Below are 18,289 nucleotides of genomic sequence, written 5' to 3'. Positions count from 1 at the left end.
TGTACGGTCGATCGACCCGATTGGTGACCCCTGATGAAGCCCACCCCCGACGACCTGCGCCTCGACGCGCGCGAGCTCGACCCGCCCGACCACCTGGTCCACCGGCTGGCCGAGCTCGCGCGACACAGCACGCCGACGGTGGTGAACCGGGGCCGGCGGACCGCCGCGGTGGTCGGCGCCGTCGTCGGGACCGCCGTCCTCTCGGTCGGCGGGGCGTGGGGGACCGGTGCGGTCACCCTGCCGGGGCTGCCGAGCCCCCGGCAGGACGCGCCGGTCTCCCCCGAGCCCACCAGCCCCGCTCCCCGGACCACCGTCGCGGACCCCACCGCGACGAGCGAGCCGGAGGAGGGGCCGGGGGAGCAGCACCCAGGCCCGGGGGGAGTCGGTACGCCGGGTCCGAGCGGCTCGCGGGAGCCCGGTGCGGTCCGCTCGAGCCCCGCCGCGGACCCCACGGCGAACGCGACCGCGCAGGAATCCGGGTCGGCGCACCCCGGTGCGCCCGCGCTGCCCGCCCGGCCGACGAAGCCGGCGCATCCCACCAAGCCGGCACACCCGACGAAGCCCGCGCATCCGGTGCGGCCCACGAAGCCGGTCAGGCCGACGAAGCCGGTCAAGCCGACGAAGCCGGCGCAGCCGAAGCCCGCCAAGCCCGCCAAGCCGACCGCGGCGATCGATGCGGACCTGGATGGCTGAGCGCGACGACGACGTGGTCGCCCGCGCCAAGACCGGTGACCCCGACGCCTGGCGGACCCTGCACCGGGCGCACGCGGGCCGGCTGGTCGCATGGCTGTCGACCCGGCCCAGCGGCGACAGCATGGTCGCCCCCGAGGACGTCGCGAGCGAGGCCTGGCTGGTGGCGGCCAGCAAGGTGGCCGACTTCGAGGGCACCTCGTCGGAGTTCGCGGGCTGGCTCTTCGGCATCGCCCGCAAGATCGGGGGCAGCACCCGGCGCCGCTCGGACCGGCGTCGTACCGACCCCAGCGACCCGCAGGACGCCGGCGCGCAGCTGCCCGCCGTCCCCGACCCGGTCCTGGCCCTCGCGGGCCAGGACTGGGTCCGCCACGCGATCGCTTCGCTTCCCCCGCGTGAGCGAGATGCGGTCGGGCTCGTGGACGGTCTGGGGTTCGACAACCACGGCGCCGCGGCGGCGCTCGGGATCAGTGCGGTCGCGGTGCGGGTCGCCCGGCACCGGGGGCTCCGGCGGCTGCGCGGCCGGCTCGCCGGGGCGGGCGGGCAGTCGGCGCGGGCCGGGTCCGAGGTGCCGCGGGGATGACCGCCCGGCCCTCCGGGGTCGGGGCCCGGGGGACCGGCGGCCGCCCGGGTCAGCCCGCGGTCGGCTGGGCCGCCAGGCACTTGTCCAGGCGGGCCTGGGCCTTGGCGACCCGCTGCTGCTGGGCCTTCTTGGTGGTGCGGGCGTCGGCCCGGTCGTCCTTGGCCTCGGCGAGGTCGCGCCGGGCGGCGCGGCGCTCGCGCGCGGTGTCGGCGGCGCGGACCTCGTGCTTGGCCTTGCGCACCTTGTCCTGCTGTCGGTCGAAGACCGCGGTGACCCGCTCGAGGGCAGCGGTGGCCTTGTCGGCCTGCTTCTGCTGCTGGGCGCACGGTACGGGCTCGGCGGCGGTCGCCGGGGTGCTCGCGACGGTGCCGAGGGTGCCGAGGGTCAGCGTCATGCCGGCGATGAGGCCGGCGGCCCGAGTAGCTGTGTGCATGGAGGTGCTCCTAGCTGGTGAGTGGTCCCGATGACGGGGCGTTCATCCCTCACCTGCCGCGAGTCCCTGGCGGCGTTACATCCTGGTTAATGGTATAAAGTCTCCTGACTTAGTCCGATTAAAGATCGAGGGAGACCCGTGGCCGCCGCCATCGACCTGCACCAGCACCTGTGGCCCGCGCCGCTGGTGGAGCTGCTGCGCCGGCGGACCCGTGCGCCGTACCTCCGCGGCTGGACGCTGCACACCGCCGGCGAGGCGCCGTACGACGTGCGGGTCGAGGACCACGACGTCGACCGGCGGATCGCGCTCGACCTGGAGGCGGGCATCGGTCTCGCCTGCCCGAGCCTGTCCGCGCCGTTGGGGCTGGAGTCGCTCCCGCGAGAGGAGGCGGACGCGGCGCTCGCCGCCTGGCACGAAGGCGCGGCCACGCTGCCGGCCCACTTCGCACCCTGGGCGTCGGTGCCGGTCGTCGACCCCGACCCGGCCGGGCTCGCCGAGCTGCTCGCCGGCCCGTTCGTGGGCGTGCAGCTTCCCGCCACGCAGGTCGCCACGCCGGGTGGCTGGGACGTGGTGGGCGACGTGCTCGCGGTCGCGGCGTCCGCCGGGAAGCCGGTCTTCGTCCACCCCGGTCCGACCGCCGTCGACGGCGCGCCGTCCTGGTGGGCACCCGTCGTCGGGTACGTCGCCCAGCTGCAGGCCGCGTGGTGGGGCTGGCACGCCGCCGCCGGCCGGGCGCAGCACCCGTCGCTGCGGCTGGTCTTCGCCGCCGGGGCCGGCCTGGCGCCGCTGCAGCACGAGCGGCTCGCCGCGCGCGGCGGCGACGCCGGGACCGTCGACCGCGACGTCTTCGTCGAGACCTCGTCGTACGGCGCCCAGGGCGTCGACGCCCTGATCCGGGTGCTCGGCATCGACGTGGTCGCTCTCGGGAGCGACCGTCCGTACGCCGAGCCGCTGCCCGCCCTGTTCGGCGAGGCCGCGACCCGGGCCATCCGGGTCGACAACCCCCGCCGGGCGCTCGGCGCCGGGCAGGTCGACCAGAAGCTGGGGGAAGCCGCATGAGCGCGACCCTGATCGAGGTCCCGGCCCGGGCGGCGACGCCGTTGGCCGGCGACCTCGCCCTCGACGCCCTCCCGGGCCGCGACCTGGACCAGGACGAGCTGCGGTCGCTGGCGTCGTACCTCGCCCTGCGTCCCGAGCTGTGGCGCCACCACCTCGCCTTCGACGCCGACAACCGCGTCTACGTCTCGCTGCACCGCGACGCCCACGTCGACGTGTGGCTGCTGTGCTGGACGCCCGAGAACGACACCGGCTTCCACGACCACGACGTCTCCTCCGGCGCGGTCGCGGTCGTCGACGGCGCCCTGGTCGAGCACAATCTCGCGGTGGGCGTCGAGACCATCGAGACCCGGCTCGAGGCCGGTCAGGTCTTCAGCTTCGGGCCCGACCACATCCACCGACTCACCGGCGCCGTGCACGGGGCGGTGTCGGTGCATGCCTACAGCCCGCCGCTGTGGCGGATGGGCCAGTACGCCGTCGGCGCCGACGGCCGGCTGCGCCGCCAGTCGGTGTCGTACGCCGAGGAGCTGCGGCCGATCGACTGACGGGGACGCGCCAGCGGACCCGTCGTCGGTGGTCGAGCGAGCGCTCTGACCGAGCTTGCGAAGTTAGAAGGCGCGTGTCGAGACCGAGGGGGTTGCTGCAGACCCCTCGCTCAGGGTCGCGTGCCTAGCGTGGAGGCCATGAGCGTTCCCACGATCACCCTGAACAACGGCGTCGAGATCCCGGCCATCGGGTTCGGCGTGTTCCAGACGCCGCCCGACGAGACGACCGCCGCCGTCGAGACGGCGCTCGCGACCGGCTACCGGCACGTGGACACCGCGGCGGCGTACGGCAACGAGCGCGGCGTCGGCGAGGCGATCCGGCGCTCCGGGCTCGCCCGCGACGAGGTCTTCATCGAGACCAAGGTCTGGATCAGCGACTACGGCTACGACCAGACCCTGCACGCGTTCGAGAAGAGTGCGGGCAAGCTGGGCGTCGAGCGGCTCGACCTGCTGATCCTGCACCAGGCGCTCCCCGGCGAGTTCGACCTGACCGTCGATGCCTACCGGGCGCTGGAGACGCTGCTGGCCGACGGCCGGGTCCGGGCCATCGGCGTCAGCAACTTCATGCCCGACCACCTCGCGCAGCTGCTGGAGCGGTCCGGCGTGGTGCCGGCCGTGAACCAGATCGAGGTGCACCCCTACTTCCGGCAGTCCGAGCTGCTCGAGACCGACGCCCGCCACGGGATCCTGTCGCAGGCCTGGGCGCCGATCGGCGGCATCACCTTCTACCGCGACAGCGGCCACCGGAGCACCCTCGAGGACCCCGTGATCCGGGGGATCGCCGAGGCGCACGGTCGTACCCCGGCCCAGGTGATGCTCCGCTGGCACCTGCAGCAGGGACGGCAGGTGATCCCGAAGTCGGTCACGCCGTCGCGGATCGCCGAGAACTTCGACGTCTTCGGCTTCGAGCTCACCGCCGACCAGCTCGCCGCGGTCGACGCCCTCGACACCGGCATCCGTGGCGGCCCCGAGCCCGAGGCGGTCACCCGCGCTGCCTTCGGCCGCGAGATCCCCGAGGCCTGAGGGGGGTCCAACTTCCCCGGTAGACCGGCGAAGTTGGACGTTCTCAGCCGAAATTCCCCCCGAGAACGTCCGGGACTCCCCGAGAGGTCCGCCTCAACCGCGGGCGGCGATGGCCAGCAGGTCGCGCACCGGCCCGGCGGGCGGAGTGCGCCCGCCCACCCAGACGGCGGTGAAGCGCCGGTGCAGGTCCAGCCCGCTCGTGGGTACGGCGACCAGCAGGCCCGAGTCCAGGTCCCGCTCGACCGCGCGCCGGCTGACGAACGCGGGCGGACTGCCGGCGCGGACGCTGCCGACGACGGCGGCGTTGGTGGTCAGCTCGGCCTCGGGCGGCGCGAGGCCCACCCCGGCGCGGGTCAGCGCGTCCTCGATCACCCCGCGGGTGCCGGACCCGCGCTCGCGGCTGGTCAGCGGCCGGGCGGCGACCGCCGGGGCGTCGAGCGGGCGCCGGCGCCGCGCCCACGGGTCGTCGGGGGACGCGACCAGCACCAGCTCGTCGTCGCCCACGACCAGGGACGCGAGACCGGACAGGTCGCCCGGTCCCTCGACGAAGCCGAGGCCCGCCTCGCCGGAGCGGACGGCGGCCAGCACCGCCTCGGAGTTGGTGGCGTGCAGGCTGACGGTGACCGCGCGCTGCTGACGCAGCCGGACCAGCCACCGCGGCAGCAGGTACTCGGCCGTGGTCATGCTGGCGAACACCCGCAGCTCCTCGGTGCGCTCCTGGCGCAGGGTGCGCAGGGCGACCTCGACCTCGTCGGCCTGCTCCAGCAGTCGGGTGCTCCACTCCACCAGGAGCCGCCCGGCCGAGCTCAGGGTCGAGCCGCTGGTCGCGCGCTGGACCAGGACCAGCCCGGTCTGCGCCTCCATCGCCCGCAGCCGCTCGGAGGCGGACTGCTGGGAGATGCCCGCGACCCGGCCGGCCGCGCCGATGCTGCCGTGCCGCGCGACGTCGGCGAGCAGCCGGAGGGACGGGAGGTCGGGGAGCACCTGCTCAGCCTAGCCCCGCCACAGGCACCGCCTGTGACGCCACAGTGACGCGGCGGCTACCTGCGGGTGCCGGTCCCGACCAGGCTGGTGCCGTGGCCGGGACCCGGTGCACCGAGCGAGCAGCGGGAGTTGAGCAGTCATGAGGAAGATCCGAGTCGCCGTGGTCGGCGCCGGTCCGGCGGGCATCTACGCCGCCGACATCCTGACCAAGGAGCACCCGGAGGCAAGCGTCGACGTGATCGAGCGGCTGCCCGCGCCGTACGGCCTGGTCCGCTACGGCGTCGCGCCCGACCACCCGCGCATCAAGGAGATCGTCAAGGCGCTGCGCCGGGTGCTCTCCCGCGACAACATCCGCTTCCTCGGCAACGTCGAGTACGGCACCGACCTCAAGCTCGACGACCTGCAGCGGTTCTACGACGCGGTGATCTTCTCTACCGGCGCGATGGCCGACCGCGAGCTCGACATCCCCGGGGTCGACCTGCCCGGCAGCCACGGCGCCTCGTCCTTCGTGAGCTGGTACGCCGGCCACCCCGACGCGCCCGCTTCCTGGCCGCTGGAGGCGAAGGAGGTGGCCGTCATCGGCGCCGGCAACGTCGCCCTCGACGTCGCCCGGATGCTGGCCAAGCCGGCCGAGGAGCAGCTGACGACCGAGATCGCCGACAACGTCTACCAGGGTCTGAAGCTCAACCAGGCCACGGACATCCACGTGTTCGCGCGGCGGGGCCCGGCGCAGATCAAGTTCACGCCGATGGAGCTGCGCGAGCTCTCCCACTCGCCGAGCGTCGACGTGATCGTGCATCCCGAGGGCTTCGAGATCGACGAGGCCAGCCAGGCCGCGATCAGCGCCAACAAGGGCACCCGCCTGGTCGTCGACACTCTGCTCAAGCACGTCGAGGCCGAGCCGACCGGTGCGGCGCACCGCATCCACATCCACCTGTGCCAGGCGCCGGTGGAGGTGCTGGGCGAGGGCCGGGTCGAGGGGCTGCGCACCGAGATCACCGAGCTGGTCGGCGACGGCACCGCCCGCGGCACCGGCCGGTACGTCGACACTCCCGTCCAGGCGGTCTACCGCGCGGTCGGCTACCTCTCCAGCGAGCTCGCCGACCTGCCGTTCGACCACGCCGCCGGCGTGGTCCCGCACGTGGCGGGCCGGGTCCTGGACCTCGACGGCGACCCGCTGGCCGGCACCTACGTCACCGGCTGGGTCAAGCGCGGTCCGGTCGGCCTGATCGGGCACACCAAGTCCGACGCCGCCGAGACGGTCGCCAGCCTGCTCGCCGACCTGGACGCGCTGCAGGCGCCGGAGTCCGACGCCCCCGCCGCGATCCTCGAGCACCTCGCCGACCGGGGCGTGGACGTCGTCACCTGGGACGGCTGGGAGCGCCTGGACGCCCACGAGGTCGCGCTCGGCGAGGCGGCCGGCCGCGAGCGGGTCAAGGTCGTGCCGCGCGAGGACATGCTCCGGGCGGCCCTCGGCTGACGTCAGCGGGTCCGGTCGGTCGCGACCGGTCTCCAGCTCGAGCCCAGGTCCACGACCCGGTCGGCCAGGTCGACCCCGACGTGATCGTGGGTGATCCAGACGACCGTCCGGCCCTCGCTCGGGTCGAGCACCTCGGCCGCGAGCTCCACCGCGGTGGCGTGGTCGAGGTGGGCCGTGGGCTCGTCGAGCACCAGCACGGGCTGCTCCGCGAGCAGCGACCGGGCCAGCGCGATCCGGGCCCGCTCGCCGCCGGAGACCTGGGCGTGGCCGTCGCCGAGCCAGGTGTGCAGGCCGTCCGGGAGGTCGTCCAGCCAGCCGCCGAGCCGGGCGCGCCGCAGGGCGCCCTCGACGTCGGCGTCGCTCGCGTCGGGCCGGGCGAACCGGACGTTCTCCACCAGGGTGGAGGCGAAGACGTGCGGGTCGTCGTCGACGAGCCCCACGACCCGTCGTACGTCGTCGGGGTCGAGCCGGGTGGTCGGGGTGCCGCCGAGCAGCACCGCGCCGTCGACCGGGTCGAGGAAGCGCAGCAGCAGCGCGGCCAGCGTCGACTTGCCCGACCCCGATGGGCCGACGACCACGACCCGCTCGCCGGGCCCGACGTCCAGGGAGAGGTCGCGCAGCGCGAGCCGGTCGCGCGACCAGCCGGCCGTCACGTCCTCGACCACGAGGTCGTGCCGCTCGGGGAGCGGGTCGCCGACGGTGGCCCGCACGGCCGGGCGGGTCCGCTCGAGGGCCTCCAGGCGGGCCGCGGCCGCGCGGGTGCGGGCCGAGAGCGCGCCGGCGTCGGTGAAGGTCGTGAGGGTGTCGGCGAGCGCGAGCGGCACCAGGACCAGCAGGGCCAGCACGGGGGCCGACACCTCGCCGGCGCGGTACGCCGGCGCGGCCACCCACGCGGTGAGCGCGACGCCGCTGCCGCAGGCGAGCAGCACCGTGGCCCGGGCCGCGCCGAGCCAGGCGGCGGCCCGGGCGGCGGCCCGACCGAGCCGGTCGCTGAGCCGGGCGACCCGGTCGACGGCGGCCGGCTCGGCCTGCCACATCACCAGCTCGGGGGCGACCTGCGCGGTCTCGACGGCGGCCTCGGAGAGCTCGGCCCGCAGGTCGACCGAGGCCCGCTCGGCCGCGCCGGCGCCCAGCCGGGCGAGCCCGAACGCGAGGACGCCCGCGACGACACAGACCGCGGCGACGACGGCCCCCGCGACCGGGAGCAGCCAGGCGGTGACGGCGGTGGCACCGAGCGCGACCAGGGCGCCGGAGCGCAGCGGCAGCTTGACCCGCAGGGCGTCGTCGACCACGCCGTCGACGTCGTCGACGACCGCGGCGAGCAGGTCCCCGCGGCGCCGGCCGAGCCGTCCGGGGACGAGCGGCACCAGGGCGTCGTACACCTCGACACGGCGACGGGCGAGCAGCCGCAGGGCGAGATCGTGGGAGCGCAGCCGCTCGACGTAGCGCAGCACCGGCCGGGCCAGGCCGAAGGTGCGTACGCCGACGATCGCGACCATCAGGGTCAGCGCCGGCGGGTGCGAGGACGCCTGGACGATCAGCCAGCCGGCGGTCGCGGTGAGCGCGACGCCCGAGAGCGACGCGAGCGCGCCGAGCAGGGTGCTGGCGCCGAGGCCGAGCCGGCTCGCGGGCTCGTCGTCCGGGATCGGGGCGGGGGAGCGGTGAGCGGGCGACCGTCCCGCGCCGGCGTTCGGGTGCTGGGTCACCGCTGGGGCGGGAGCCGTGAGCGCCACCACGTGGTCGGCCAGCGCGGCCAGTGCGGGCCGGTGCGCGACGACCACGACCGCGCTGGTCCGGCCGAGCTCGACGACGGTGTCGGCGATCACCTGCTCGGTCAGGTCGTCGAGATGGGCGGTCGGCTCGTCGAGGAAGACCCAGGGGCGCTGCGCGAGCACCACTCGGGCCAGGGCTAACCGGGCGCGCTCGCCGGCGGACAGGCTCACGCCGTCCTCGTCGAGCGGCTGCCGCAGGCCCCAGGGCAGCGCCCGGACCCGCTCCTCCAGCGCGACCGCGCGCAGCGCCGACCACAGGTCGTCGTCGCTCGCCTCCGGGCGGGCCAGGCGCAGGTTGTCGGCGATCGAACCGGCGACGAACACCGGTCGCTGCGAGACCCAGGCCACCTGCGCGCGCCAGGCCGCTCCGGCCACCTCGGTGCCGGCGACCTCGATCCGCCCGGCGGTCGGCGGGACCAGCCCGACCAGTGCGGAGAGCAGGGTGGACTTGCCGCAGCCCGACGGCCCGGTGACGACCGTGACGCCGCGGCCGGGGATCACCACGTCGACGCCGTCGAGGGCGGGAACGGTGCGTCCCGGGTGCAGGACGGTGAGTCCGGTGGCGACCAGCGCGGTCTCGGCGGGGGCCGGGGTGCCGGCCGGCTCGGGCGGGGTGCCGGTCACCAGGTCGTGCACCTGCTCGAAGGTGGCGACCCCCTCGGCCGCGGCGTGGAACTCCGCGCCGACCCGGCGCAGCGGCCAGTACGCCTCGGGCGCGAGCAGCAGCACCAGCAGTGCGGTGTGCAGGTCCAGCCCGCCGTGGGCCAGTCGTACGCCGACCAGGACGGCCACCAGCGCCACCGAGAGGGTGGCGACCAGCTCCAGGATCGCCGAGGACGCGAAGGCCACCCTCAGCGTGTCCATGCTGGCCCGGCGGTAGCGGTCGGTGACCCGCCCGATCGTGGCCGACTGGGCCCGGGCGCGCCGGTGCGCCACCAGGGTCGGCAGGCCGCGCACCACGTCGAGGAAGTGGCCCGACAGCGAGGCCATCGCCCGCCACTGCTCCTCGGCCCGGTCCCGGGTGGCGAGGCCGACGAGCGCGCCGAAGACCGGCACCAGGGGCAGGGTCAGGAGGACCACCAGGCCGCTGAGCGGGTCCAGCCACGCGATCGCGGCCAGGGTGATGAGCGGGAGCACGCCGGCGAGGACGACGGCGGGCAGGTAGCGGGTGAGGTACGGCTCCGCGGCCGTGACGCCCCGGGTCAGCAGCACGGCGTCGGCCGAGCGCACCTCCCGGCGGCGCAGCACCGCGGCGGCGACCTGGCGGCGCAGGTGGGTGCCGACGACCGAGGCCGCGCGGGCCGCCAGCAGGTCGCCGACCCAGCCGGTCAGGGCCCGGGCCGCGAAGACACCGGCGACCACGAGGGCCCAGCCGAGCAGCTCCTCGCGGCGTACGGCGGCGACGAGCAGGCCGGTGACCGCCCACGCCTGCGCGACGACGAGCAGGGCCCCGAGCCCTCCTGTCACCAGCACCCCCGCCAGCGGCCCCCGGGCGGGGGCCAGCTGGCGGCGCAGGCGTGGGTCGGTCGGCCCCATTCCCTGGCTCACGTCAAGGTCACCGAGGACCGGCCGCGAGGACCGGCTCCGGGATGTGGTGCACGGCGATCCGCTTGCGGAAGACCCAGTAGGTCCAGGCCTGGTAGGCCAGCACCAGCGGCGTGAAGATCGCCGCCACCACCGTCATGATCTTCAGCGTGTACGCCGTCGCGGCGGCGTTCGTGGTCGTCAGCGACGTCCCGTCGGTCAGGGTCGAGGGCATCACGTCGGGGAAGAGGGCCAGGAACAGCCCGGCCACGCCGACGGCGATCGCCACGAAGGTGCCGAGGAACGCCCAGCCCTCGCGACCCGCGGCCGCCGCGGCGACGCCGCCGACCAGCGCGAGCGCGGCGACGACGAACGCGACCGCCGACGACACGTCACCGGTCTTGACCTGGGTCCAGCCGAGGAAGAGGACGGCGACCACGGCTGCTGCGACGCCGAGCTTCACGGCGAGCGCGCGGGCGGCGTACCGGATCGGGCCGTCGGTCTTCAGGGCGATGAACATCGCGCCGTGGGTGAGGAAGAGCAGCAGCGTCATCGCCCCGCCCAGCAGGGCGTAGGGGTTGAGCAGGTTGAAGAAGCCGCCGACGTACTCGAAGTCCGAGTCGATCGGCACGCCGCGCAGGATGTTGGCGAACGCGACGCCCCACAGCAGGGCGGGCACGAAGGAGCCGATGATCAGCACCAGGTCCCAGCGCTGCTTCCAGGAGGCCTCGTCGCGCTTGTGGCGGTACTCGAAGGCCAGCCCGCGCACGATCAGCGCGACCAGGATCAGCAGCAGCGGCAGGTAGAAGCCGCTGAACAGCGTGGCGTACCACTCCGGGAACGCCGCGAAGGTGGCGCCGCCGGCGACCAGCAGCCACACCTCGTTGCCGTCCCAGACCGGGCCGATGGTGTTGATGAGCACGCGGCGCTCGCGGTCGGTCCTCCCGAGCACCGGGAGCAGCATGCCGACGCCGAAGTCGAAGCCCTCGAGGGCGAAGTAGCCCATCCAGAGGATCGCGATCAGCGCGAACCAGACGGTGGTGAGTTCCATGTCTTCTCAGTCCTTTGGATTCGCGGTCAGTACGCGAACGCGAGCGGCTGGTCGTCGTCCGCGTCGGTGCGGACCCGGGGCAGGTCGTCGTCGGGGATGGGGTCGGCGCCCTTCTTGATGTAGGTGAGCAGCAGCCGGACCTCGACGACCGCGAGCACGCCGTACACGAGGGTGAGCGTGATCAGGGAGACGAGCATCTCGGTGGCGCTGACGCCGGGGGAGACGGCCGAGGCGGTGGTCATCAGCCCGAACACGGCCCACGGCTGGCGGCCCATCTCGGTGAAGATCCAGCCCGCCGAGTTGGCCAGCAGCGGCAGGAACGGCAGCAGCAGCACCGCGGTGTAGAGCAGTCGGCCCCGGGGGATCCGGTCGCGCCGGGTCGCCCACAGCACCCACAGCGCGACGGCCATGGCCGCGAAGCCGAGCCCCATCATGAAGCGGAAGGTCCAGTAGGTGACGGGGATGTAGGGCGTGTAGTCGCCGGCCGAGTAGTACGCCGCGCCCGGGTCCTGGCCGTAGGTCTCCTGATACTGCTCGCGCAGCTCGTCGATGCCCTGCACCTCCCCGTCCCAGGTGCCGGTGGCGAGGAACGAGAGCAGGTTCGGGATGACGATGGAGAACTTCTCCTCCGAGCCGTCCGGCGTGCCGACGGTGAAGACCGAGAACGGCGCGGGCTGCTCGGTCTCGTAGAGCGCCTCGGCGGCCGCCATCTTCATCGGCTGGACCTCGGTCATGATCTTGCCCTGCACGTCGCCCACCAGGACGACACCGAGGCCCGAGACCAGCACCAGCGCGGCGCCGCCGCGGACGGCCCTGCGCCACATCCCCGCGTCCTCCGAGGCGGGGTCGCGCTGCTGGCGCAGGTGCCAGAACGCGACGCCGACCACGAAGGCGGCGGCGGTCATGTAGGCCGCCAGGATGACGTGCGGGAAGGTGACCAGCTGGACCTTGTTGAACATCACCGCGGCGAAGTCGTTCATCTCGGCCCGGCCGGTCTCGGGGTTGAAGACGAAGCCGACCGGGTGCTGCATCCAGGAGTTCGCGGCGAGGATGAACCAGGCCGAGAACAGGGTCCCGATGTGCACGATCACCATGCAGGCGGCGTGCAGCCTCCCCGAGAGCCGGTCCCAGCCGAAGATCCACAGCCCGAGGAACGTCGACTCCAAGAAGAAGGCGAGCAGGCCCTCGATGGCCAGCGGTGCGCCGAACACGTCACCGACGAAGCGCGAGTAGTCGCTCCAGTTCATCCCGAACTGGAACTCCTGGACGATGCCGGTCACGACGCCGATCGCGAAGTTGATCAGGAAGAGCTTCCCGAAGAAGCGGGTGAGTCGGAGGTACGCCACGTTGCGCGAGCGCAGCCAGCGGATCTCGTAGTAGGCCACCATCGCGGAGAGACCGATGCTGATCGGGACGAACATGAAGTGGTAGACGGTGGTGATGCCGAACTGCCACCGGGCGATGTCGAGCGGATCCACGAGGGCTCTCCTGAGCGGGGTCGGGGTGGGACACGCTCACGCTAGGTAAAGAGCCCGCTCAGCGAACCGGGCGGACGGCCCCGCGGGCGGGGACCTTGGTCCCCTGCCCGTCGGGACCGGCCAGCACCTCGGCGAGCGGGCGCCGCGGCGTGGCCGGCAGGTCGCTGAGCCCGATCTCCTGCCAGCCCAGCCGGAGTAGCAGCTGCGGGACCACGAGCCCGCCCAGCACCTCGTGGTGCAGGGCCGAGCGGGTCTCCTCGACCTCCAGCAGCTGGCTCAGCGGCACCACCGACAGGCCCTCCTGGGTGGCGCGCAGCCAGAGCTCGCTCAGTGCCTCGCCGGCGGCGAGCCAGGACTCGGGGCCGTCGGTCGTCGTGCACAGCAGCAGCACCCCGTCGGGGCGTTCGACGGCGTCCGAGCGGGCCTCGTCGGCCCAGCGGCTCTGCTCCTCGGCGTACCGGTCGTCGGCCGCCTCGGCGGCCCGGGCCCGGGCCGCGAGCAGCTCGACGCGGAGCCGGTCCGCGATGCCGGCGACCGGGACGACCTGGACGCCGCCGTCCCGGATCCCGTGGGCCAGCTCGCCCAGCTGCTCCTCGGTCACCGGCCAGGCGGTGAACCGCCGCCGGTCGGTACGACGCGCCAGCAGGGTCCGCAGCCGGTCCGTCGCGGCCGCCGTGCGCGGGGCCGGGACCAGGTCGAGGTGCGCCAGCAGGTCGGGCTGCTCCGGGTCGGGGTGCCGGACCACCCGGGCGTCGTACCCGAGCCCGGCGGCGGCGACGATCGCGTGGTGCAGCGCGGCCCCGCAGCTGATCAGCAGGTTGCGGCCCCCCGCGTCGGCCACCACGAGCTGGCGCGACCGGTCGGCGTGCAGCTCCACCCGGTCGCCGTCGATCCGCCAGCACCACGGCTGGGTGTTGTGGACGCTGGGCGCTCGGCAGGCGAGCTCCACGACGCGTGCAGCGGACGGACGGGACGAGGGCATATGGTCAACGATGCGACGCGGATCCGGTGCCCGACAGGGCCCAAGGTCCCTCAGCGTCCCGGCGGCCGTCGACTGCCCGCCTCGGTGTCGGTAGATTCCGGGACATGACGACGAGTGAGCCGATCACGGTCTTCCTCCTCGACGACCACGAGCTGGTCCGTCGCGGGATTCGCGAGCTCCTCGAGAGCGAGGGCGACATCGTCGTGGTCGGCGAGTCCGGCCTGGCCGAGGAGGCCGCCCGGCGGATCCCCGCCCTCCGCCCCGACGTCGCGATCCTCGACGGCCGACTGCCGGACGGCTCCGGCATCGACGTGTGCCGCGAGATCCGCTCGCGCGACCCGCACATCAAGGCGCTGATCCTCACGTCGTACGACGACGACGACGCGCTGTTCTCCGCGATCATGGCCGGCGCCGCCGGCTACGTCCTCAAGCAGGTGCGCGGCACCGACTTCGTCGACACCGTCCGCCGGGTGGCCGCCGGGCAGTCGATGCTCGACCCGGCCGTCACCCAGCAGGTCCTCGACCGGCTCCGCGAGGGGCCGAAGACCGACCCGGCGCTGGACCAGCTGACCGCCCAGGAGCTGAAGATCCTCGAGCAGATCGGCCAGGGGCGGACCAACCGCCAGATCGCCGAGGCGATGTTCCTCGCCGAGAAGACGATCAAGAACTACGTGTCCTCGCTGCTGGCCAAGCTGGGACTCGAGAGCCGTACCCAGGCGGCGATCTTCGCCACCAAGCACCTCGACCAGTGAGCGACGAGCCGCTCGACGACGCACTGCGTGAGGTCGGCTTCGACTCGCTGCTGCGTGAGGTGCTCGCCCGCGTCGACGTGGTCCTCGACGACCAGGCGCGGTGGCGACTGCTGCTCGACGCGGTCGTCGGGATCGGCGCCGACCTCCACCTCGACGGCGTGCTCGCCCGGATCGTGCGGGTCGGCAGCGAGCTGGTCGGCGCCCGGTACGCCGCGCTGGGGGTGCTCGGCGCCGGCCCGGGCAAGCGGCTGCGGACCTTCGTGCACCACGGGATCGGCGAGGACGCGGTCCTCCAGATCGGTGACCTCCCGACCGGTCACGGGCTGCTCGGCCTGATCATCGACCGCCCCGAGCCGCTGCGCCTGCACGACATCGCCGAGCACCCCGCGTCGTACGGCTTCCCGCCGCACCACCCGCCGATGAGCTCCTTCCTCGGCGTCCCGGTCCGGATCCGCGACCAGGTCTTCGGCAACCTCTACCTGACCGAGAAGGCCGGCGGCGAGGACTTCACCCAGGCCGACGAGGACATCGTCGTCGCGCTCGCCGCCGCCGCGGGCGTCGCGATCGAGAACGCCCGGCTCTACGAGGAGGCCTCGCGTCGCGAGCGGTGGCTCTCGGCGACCGCCGAGATCACCAGGCTCCTGTCGGGCACCACGGTCGGGACGGACGCCCTGCAGGCGGTCGCCGACAGCGCCCGCGCGGTCGCGGCCGCCGACGTCGCCTGGATCCTCGCCGGCGACGCGGACGCCGAGCTGGCCCTGGAGGCGGTCTCGGGGCAGCGGGTCGACGCCAGCCTCCTGGAGGCCCTGGCCCGTCAGGACGCGCTCGCCGAGGAGGTCGTCCGCACCGGCGTGCCGACCTCCGTCCCCGACCTGGCCACCGAGGGCCTCGGGCCGGCGGTCGTCGTACCCCTGCGCACCGGCGCGGGCATCGAGGGGGTGCTCGCGCTGGCCTGGGACCCGGCGAACGTCGAGGCCTTCCACGCCGTCGACGCCGCCCTGCCCGCCGCGTTCGCGGAGCAGGCGGCGCTGGCGCTGCAGGTCGGCCGGCACCGCGAGGACCAGCAGAAGCTGGCCGTCCTCGAGGACCGCGACCGGATCGGCCGCGACCTGCACGACCTGGTCATCCAGCGGCTCTTCGCGATCGGCCTGGGCCTGCAGAGCGCCGGGCGCCTCGTCGACCAGCCGCAGGTCGCCGAGCGGCTCGAGACGGCCGTCGACGACCTGGACGCCACGATCCGCGACATCCGCCGCTCGATCTTCGCGCTCAGCTCGGCCGACGAGTCGACCGACCTGCAGTCGGAGATGACGCGGATCGTCGACCGGGCCGCCGCCAACCTGGAGCGCCGCCCGACGCTGACCTTCCGCGGCCCGGTCCGCACCCGGATCGCGCCCCGGGTCGCCCCGCACCTGCTCGCCGTCCTGGGGGAGGCGTTGTCGAACGCCGTCCGGCACGCCGGCCCCGCCGGGATCGGGGTGACGCTGACGGTCGGCGACGAGATCGAGCTGGTGGTGCGCGACGACGGGGTCGGCATGGCCGGCGAGGTCGCCGAGAGCGGGCTGCGCAACATGCGCGACCGGGCCGAGCGGCTGGGCGGCCGGTGTCGCATCGAGTCGGCGCCGGACAGCGGCACGGCCGTCATCTGGACGGTGCCGACCGGCTGAGGCCCGTCGCGACCGGCGGGGTCGGCCTGACTACCCTCGAGACCATGGGCGAGCGCATCGAGATCACCACGGCCGACGGCACCGCCGAGGCCTATCTGGCCCGGCCCGGCGATCGACCGCGCCCGGGGGTGCTGTTCTACGTCGACGCGATCGGGCTGCGCCCGCGGATCGAGGCGATGGCCGACCGGATCGCGTCGTGGGGGTACGTCGTACTCGCCCCGCACGTCTTCTACCGGGACGGCTCCGCGGCCGAGCTGGCGCCCGATCGCGACCTGCGCGATCCCGAGGCGCGCGCGGCGTTCTTCGCCGACGGCGTGATGGACCGGGTCAACGCGCTCACCCCCGACCGGGCGCTTCCCGACGCCGAGCGGTGGATCGAGGTGCTGCTCCAGCACGCGACCGGACCGATCGGGGTGACCGGCTACTGCATGGGTGCCCGGCTCGCCGTCCGGACCGCCGCCCTGCGGCCCGACCTGGTCGCCGCGGTCGGCGGCTTCCACGGTGGCGGCCTGGTCACCGACGCCCCCGACAGCCCGCACCGCGCGGTCGCCGGTGCCCGCGCCGAGTTCCTCTTCGGCCACGCCGACCAGGACGCCTCGATGCCGCCGGAGGCGATCGAGGCCCTGGCGGCCGCGCTCGACGAGGCCGGGCTCGCCCACCGGGAGGCCGTCTACCCGGGGGCCCGGCACGGCTACACGATGGCCGACTCCATGTCGTACGACGAGGCCGGCGCGGAGCGGCACTTCGTCGAGCTGCGCGAGCTCTTCGACCGGAGCATCGGCGCGGTGGTCCAGACCGGCGCATAGGCGGCCGTCGACGGGGTACGACGAAGCTGGGCCGGGACCGCCCGATACCCCCCACTTCGGCGGTCCCGGCCCGTTTCGCTGTCCCGGACCCAGCCCGGCCCAGCCCGGCCCCGAGCCGGATTGTCGGCGGCGGCGGGATTCGAGGTCGTTTCCCGGCTCGCGGGCCGGGTTACTGACAGGTCATGACGACCTCCAAGCTGAAGTACACCGTTCCCGGCATGACCGAGGCCGACGCCGAGCGTGTCGTGACCCTGCTGCAGAGCCGCCTGAACGCGGCCAACGACCTCCACCTCACGCTCAAGCACGTGCACTGGAACGTCGTCGGCCCGCACTTCATCGCCGTACACGAGATGCTCGACCCGCAGGTCGACGCCGTGCGCGGCTTCGCCGACGACCTGGCCGAGCGGATCGCGACCCTCGGTGGCTCCCCGGTCGGGACCCCCGGCAAGCTCGTCGCGGCCCGCACCTGGGACGAGTACAGCATCGGCCGGGCCACCACCCAGGAGCACCTCGGGGCGCTCGACCTGGTCTACCAGGGCGTGATCACCGAGTACCGCGACGGCATCAAGGAGCTCGAGGAGCTCGACCCGGTCACCCAGGACATGTTCGTCGCGCACACCGAGCAGCTGGAGCTGTTCCACTGGTTCATCCGCGCGCACCTGGAGGACAAGGGCGGGAACCTCTCGACCACCGGGGCCACCACCGAGAAGGCCGCTGCGAAGAAGGCCTCCACCAAGAAGACCGGCGGCAAGAAGGCCGGCTGACCGCTACGTCCGACGACTGGCCCGCGCGGCCTGGTCGAGTGCCTCGTCGAGGTGCTCGGTCAGGCCGCGCGGGTCGTCGTACACCGCGACCGCACCGGCCTCGATGAGCTCGGCCGCGCCGACGCCACCGCTGCGCAGGCCGAGCGTGGGGATGCCGCGCTGCTGGGCCGCGGCCACGTCCCAGACCGAGTCGCCCAGCATCACCGCGCGCCCGCCGCCGACCCGGTCGAGGGCGACGTCGAGGAGCTCGGGGTCCGGCTTCGTCTCCGACGCATCGCCCGCCGTGGTCCACGCGTCGGTCCGAGACCGGGCGTCCAGCAGCTCCAGCGCGTGCTCCGCGTGCCGGGGGATGCTGGAGCTGGCCAGCACCACCGCCAGGCCGGCGCCGCTCAGGGCGTCGAGCAGACCTCGGGCGCCGTCGAGGAGCACGGTCTCGTCGATGAGGCCGTCGTACTCCTGCTCCCAGCGCTCGCGCACCTCGTCGCCGACCCGCGCCTCCGCCTCGTCGCCGGCCACCGCCGTCACCAGGCGGTCGCCGCCCATGCCGAGGTGCCGGTGGATCCGCCACACCGGGACCGGGTGGCCGACATGTGCGAAGGCGCGCGACCACGCCAGCGCGTGGTGGTAGTTGGAGTCCAGCAGGGTGCCGTCGATGTCGACGATCGCGGTGTCGAGGTCGTGGGACATGGCGGACCGTTACCC

17 protein-coding genes are annotated in these 18,289 nt (G+C 74.2%); 10 read left to right on the top strand and 7 right to left on the bottom strand.

Annotation, left to right across the window (positions count from 1 at the left end; genetic code table 11):
- Window positions 1–33: 33 nt before the first annotated feature.
- Together MUB56_RS24820 and MUB56_RS24815 are read left to right on the top strand one after the other, a co-directional pair.
- Window positions 34–693: a hypothetical protein gene (locus MUB56_RS24820; RefSeq protein ID WP_244929683.1), complete on the top strand. Its 660-nt coding sequence runs from the start codon at window positions 34–36 to the stop codon at window positions 691–693.
- Window positions 686–1,273, top strand: coding sequence for an RNA polymerase sigma factor (locus MUB56_RS24815; RefSeq protein WP_244929682.1), 588 nt, complete (start codon window positions 686–688; stop codon window positions 1,271–1,273). Before MUB56_RS24820 ends, MUB56_RS24815 begins: the two co-directional genes overlap by 8 nt.
- Window positions 1,274–1,322: 49 nt before the next feature.
- Here MUB56_RS24815 and MUB56_RS24810 read toward each other — a convergent pair whose 3' ends face one another.
- On the bottom strand, window positions 1,323–1,706 hold the full coding sequence (locus MUB56_RS24810) for a hypothetical protein (protein ID WP_244929681.1): 384 nt from the start codon (window positions 1,704–1,706) through the stop codon (window positions 1,323–1,325).
- 138 nt (window positions 1,707–1,844) lie between these two features.
- Between MUB56_RS24810 and MUB56_RS24805 the strand changes: the two genes are divergently transcribed.
- The 3 genes from MUB56_RS24805 to MUB56_RS24795 all read left to right on the top strand — a co-directional run bounded on the left by MUB56_RS24805 (window position 1,845) and on the right by MUB56_RS24795 (window position 4,330).
- Window positions 1,845–2,765 carry an amidohydrolase gene (locus MUB56_RS24805; RefSeq protein WP_244929680.1) on the top strand — a complete coding sequence of 307 codons (921 nt, stop codon included), beginning with the start codon at window positions 1,845–1,847 and terminating at the stop codon, window positions 2,763–2,765.
- The gene (locus MUB56_RS24800; RefSeq protein ID WP_244929679.1) at window positions 2,762–3,307 is read left to right on the top strand and encodes a cysteine dioxygenase family protein; all 546 of its coding nucleotides are present in this window, start codon (window positions 2,762–2,764) and stop codon (window positions 3,305–3,307) included. The genes MUB56_RS24805 and MUB56_RS24800 overlap by 4 nt, the downstream gene beginning before the upstream one ends.
- Before the next feature lie 138 nt (window positions 3,308–3,445).
- Window positions 3,446–4,330 carry an aldo/keto reductase gene (locus MUB56_RS24795; RefSeq protein WP_244929678.1) on the top strand — a complete coding sequence of 295 codons (885 nt, stop codon included), beginning with the start codon at window positions 3,446–3,448 and terminating at the stop codon, window positions 4,328–4,330.
- A gap of 93 nt (window positions 4,331–4,423) precedes the next feature.
- Here the strand turns inward: MUB56_RS24795 and MUB56_RS24790 are convergent, their stop codons facing one another.
- Window positions 4,424–5,314, bottom strand: coding sequence for a LysR substrate-binding domain-containing protein (locus tag MUB56_RS24790; protein WP_244929677.1), 891 nt, complete (start codon window positions 5,312–5,314; stop codon window positions 4,424–4,426).
- Between the two features lie 139 nt (window positions 5,315–5,453).
- Between MUB56_RS24790 and MUB56_RS24785 the strand changes: the two genes are divergently transcribed.
- Window positions 5,454–6,794, top strand: a complete 1,341-nt coding sequence (locus tag MUB56_RS24785) for an FAD-dependent oxidoreductase (protein ID WP_244929676.1) — start codon at window positions 5,454–5,456, stop codon at window positions 6,792–6,794.
- Between the two features lie 2 nt (window positions 6,795–6,796).
- Here the strand turns inward: MUB56_RS24785 and cydD are convergent, their stop codons facing one another.
- The 4 genes from cydD to MUB56_RS24765 are packed head-to-tail and all read right to left on the bottom strand — an operon-like array spanning window position 6,797 to window position 13,601.
- Window positions 6,797–10,114 carry a thiol reductant ABC exporter subunit CydD gene (gene cydD / locus MUB56_RS24780; RefSeq protein WP_244929675.1) on the bottom strand — a complete coding sequence of 1,106 codons (3,318 nt, stop codon included), beginning with the start codon at window positions 10,112–10,114 and terminating at the stop codon, window positions 6,797–6,799.
- Window positions 10,115–10,121: 7 nt separating this feature from the next.
- On the bottom strand, window positions 10,122–11,141 hold the full coding sequence (cydB, locus tag MUB56_RS24775; protein ID WP_244929674.1) for a cytochrome d ubiquinol oxidase subunit II: 1,020 nt from the start codon (window positions 11,139–11,141) through the stop codon (window positions 10,122–10,124).
- A gap of 26 nt (window positions 11,142–11,167) precedes the next feature.
- The gene (locus MUB56_RS24770) at window positions 11,168–12,619 is read right to left on the bottom strand and encodes a cytochrome ubiquinol oxidase subunit I (RefSeq protein WP_244929673.1); all 1,452 of its coding nucleotides are present in this window, start codon (window positions 12,617–12,619) and stop codon (window positions 11,168–11,170) included.
- A 58-nt stretch (window positions 12,620–12,677) separates the two neighbouring features.
- The gene (locus MUB56_RS24765) at window positions 12,678–13,601 is read right to left on the bottom strand and encodes a nitroreductase family protein (RefSeq protein WP_244929672.1); all 924 of its coding nucleotides are present in this window, start codon (window positions 13,599–13,601) and stop codon (window positions 12,678–12,680) included.
- 104 nt (window positions 13,602–13,705) lie between these two features.
- Here MUB56_RS24765 and MUB56_RS24760 point away from each other — a divergent pair, with 104 nt between their 5' ends.
- The 4 genes from MUB56_RS24760 (at window position 13,706) to MUB56_RS24745 (ending at window position 17,587) form a co-directional block, all read left to right on the top strand.
- A complete protein-coding gene (locus MUB56_RS24760) occupies window positions 13,706–14,353 on the top strand; it encodes a response regulator transcription factor (RefSeq protein ID WP_244929671.1) in 648 nt (215 codons plus the stop codon).
- Window positions 14,350–16,017, top strand: coding sequence for a GAF domain-containing sensor histidine kinase (locus MUB56_RS24755; protein ID WP_244929670.1), 1,668 nt, complete (start codon window positions 14,350–14,352; stop codon window positions 16,015–16,017). The genes MUB56_RS24760 and MUB56_RS24755 overlap by 4 nt, the downstream gene beginning before the upstream one ends.
- Window positions 16,018–16,061: 44 nt before the next feature.
- Window positions 16,062–16,823 carry a dienelactone hydrolase family protein gene (locus tag MUB56_RS24750; protein ID WP_244929669.1) on the top strand — a complete coding sequence of 254 codons (762 nt, stop codon included), beginning with the start codon at window positions 16,062–16,064 and terminating at the stop codon, window positions 16,821–16,823.
- A 182-nt stretch (window positions 16,824–17,005) separates the two neighbouring features.
- Window positions 17,006–17,587 (top strand): DNA starvation/stationary phase protection protein, encoded by a 582-nt coding sequence (locus MUB56_RS24745; RefSeq protein ID WP_244929668.1) that lies wholly within the window; start codon window positions 17,006–17,008, stop codon window positions 17,585–17,587.
- Window positions 17,588–17,590: 3 nt separating this feature from the next.
- Here MUB56_RS24745 and MUB56_RS24740 read toward each other — a convergent pair whose 3' ends face one another.
- Entirely contained in the window at window positions 17,591–18,274 is a 684-nt protein-coding gene (locus tag MUB56_RS24740) for an HAD family hydrolase (protein WP_244929667.1), read from the bottom strand.
- Window positions 18,275–18,289 lie beyond the last annotated feature (15 nt).

It is taken from the genome of Nocardioides sp. W7, from assembly GCF_022919075.1.
Taxonomy (GTDB): Bacteria; Actinomycetota; Actinomycetes; order Propionibacteriales; family Nocardioidaceae; genus Nocardioides.
Note: the sequence above shows the minus strand (reverse complement) of the source record. Positions and strands in the feature narration are given on the sequence as shown.